We start from the raw sequence: 2,057 nt of genomic DNA, 5'->3' as shown, positions 1-2,057 counted from the left end.
ACTCCATCCCCAGATTTAGACCCCAATTCAGAAAGGGATATGAGTCAGTTAAATCCAGATTATATCTTACTCTCAAAAATCATATTTTTTGATATTTTAAATACTAAACTGAGAGGATTTAGAAGTTCATCAACAACAAAATTACAATTACAAACTGTTGGTTTTGAGCACATAGAATTTATTTGGGATAATGCTAGGATGTACTCAACAGTAGTGGCGCGTAAACCTAAATAGGGCATGGAGAACTTGAGGATATTTTTTTGCCACATACACTAAATCAAGTAAGGGCGTTTTGCTACCGCATAACTCCGTTAACGCTCCGCGACATATAAAGCGGAGCTTGGCGGAACGCCAATGCCATTTGCTTCGCATAACTATCGTTAACGCCCCTACATATGACGTTTTAAAGGTGAATTTGCGTAAGTCCTGTACTTTTTAAACTGTCACGACTGACTTATTTTTATCCACTTCTAAACTGTTAAATAACTTCTCCCAAATTTCAGCACTAGCTTGATTTTCTTTATCTCCTTTTGCCTCAAAAGTTGTATTGCAAGCCTGTGTTTCTTCTAAAACTTTAATACAAAGTTCGGCAATATCATCCCGACTCACAATACCTTTAATATTATCACCTTGGTCAAATATTAAAGCTTGACCACCTGGTTGTTCAGTCATACCACAAGGACGAATAACAGTGTAATTAATCCCACTAGAACGAATAACTTCTTCTCCTTTTAATTTCCAGTTTAATAAACCTTTTAATTGGTCATTAAATTTCACAGCAGGAGGTTGTTCATCTAAGTTTAAACCTGGTCGCCCCGGACGAGTTACACCTGCCGAACTAACCAAGACAAATTTAGGTAATTGGTCGCTACCATAAGTTTTAATTGACTCAACTTCTAACTGAAAAAATCCTGGTGTAAATTTAGGATTAAGTTCTCGGTTATATTCAAATTTACTCAACATTAATTGGTAGGAATAAACTTGACTGGGATTAAAAGGTTGAGCATTTTCTACAACTCTAGCACGAAATACTGGTGTTAAATCTTTAAATGGAATGCGAATAGTTGTCCAGATATTATAAACAGTGTCAAAAGAATAACTGTAACCAACTCCATCCCATTTGTCTTCACAGCGGAGGAAAAATTTATAGCGTTTGCCATCTCCTTTGACTCGGAGTTCGATACCAGCAGCTCCCAACAAATTCATTGGGGGGTCGAAGTTACGGGTACGAACGGAGACGAAACCGCCGGAGTTGGCAGTGGAGACGTTACCGGAGAAAAGGGCACCAGTATCTGTCAGACGGATGGAGCTTTCGCTGACTCCCCCCATAACAATATCGTCTAATGCTCCCCAAGTTTCTTTGAGGTCTTGGGTGGGGTTGGTGAAGTCAAAGATAGTTTGGTTGTTGCTTGGTTGTAGTTGTGGTTTTGCTGCTGCTACGAGATTTTTCATGCCTTCATATTCAACAAGTTGGGGGTCTTCAACAACTTCTGGCATGAAGAATTTGATGCCTTGGTAATATTTGTCTCGGTTTGAGTTGTCTCCTTCTGCAGCTTGTACTCGCGTACCCGTACAACAGATAATTTTACTAACGTCTTTGAATATTTCGGGGGTGAGGGTTTCTGGTTTGGTAATATCGGCGGTTACTATTTCAACGTTTTTGCCGAGAACTTTTTTAGCTTTTTGAGCATCTCGAACTAGCGATCGAACTTGATAACCCCGCTCCTGAAGTCTAGGTACAACTCGTTTACCAACTCCACCATTAGCACCCACTACTAATACGACTTCTGATGTTTGTGCTAGTTTCGGTGTCTTTTCACCAAATAATTTTTGTAGCCATTTAAAACTCCCAACAAAGGGAACAACCCCAAAATAGGTTAGGGTCTGAAATAGTCTATTCACTTTAGATGTTTGGTTATCAGTCACGGCCATATCCTTAAACTTTTCTTTTATATATATTAAGATATGTTAAGAAATTTTGCCGTATGGCCATCTGAATATAATGTTCGGATAATACAGCAGATTCCAAGTACATGAAGTTCTGACTCCTGACAAAA

2 protein-coding genes are annotated in these 2,057 nt (G+C 38.8%); one reads left to right on the top strand and one right to left on the bottom strand.

Going from position 1 to position 2,057, the window contains the following annotated elements:
• The coding region (locus AC3DU7_RS26510; protein ID WP_488042262.1) for a hypothetical protein at nt 1-234 on the top strand (234 nt) is incomplete at its 5' end.
• 201 nt (nt 235-435) lie between these two features.
• Here the strand turns inward: AC3DU7_RS26510 and AC3DU7_RS26505 are convergent.
• Nucleotides 436-1,932 carry a CIA30 family protein gene (locus AC3DU7_RS26505; RefSeq protein WP_488042261.1) on the bottom strand — a complete coding sequence of 499 codons (1,497 nt, stop codon included), beginning with the start codon at nt 1,930-1,932 and terminating at the stop codon, nt 436-438.
• Nucleotides 1,933-2,057: the final 125 nt, after the last annotated feature.

Source organism: Okeania sp. (assembly GCF_983059655.1).
The sequence above is the reverse complement of the archived record's forward strand: the minus strand, read 5'-3'. Positions and strand labels throughout refer to the sequence as shown.

What these genes read in the sequence shown, in the direction of transcription:
- AC3DU7_RS26505 (WP_488042261.1), bottom strand. Translation starts at nt 1,932, where the DNA reads ATGGCCGTGACTGATAACCAAACATCTAAAGTGAATAGACTATTTCAG.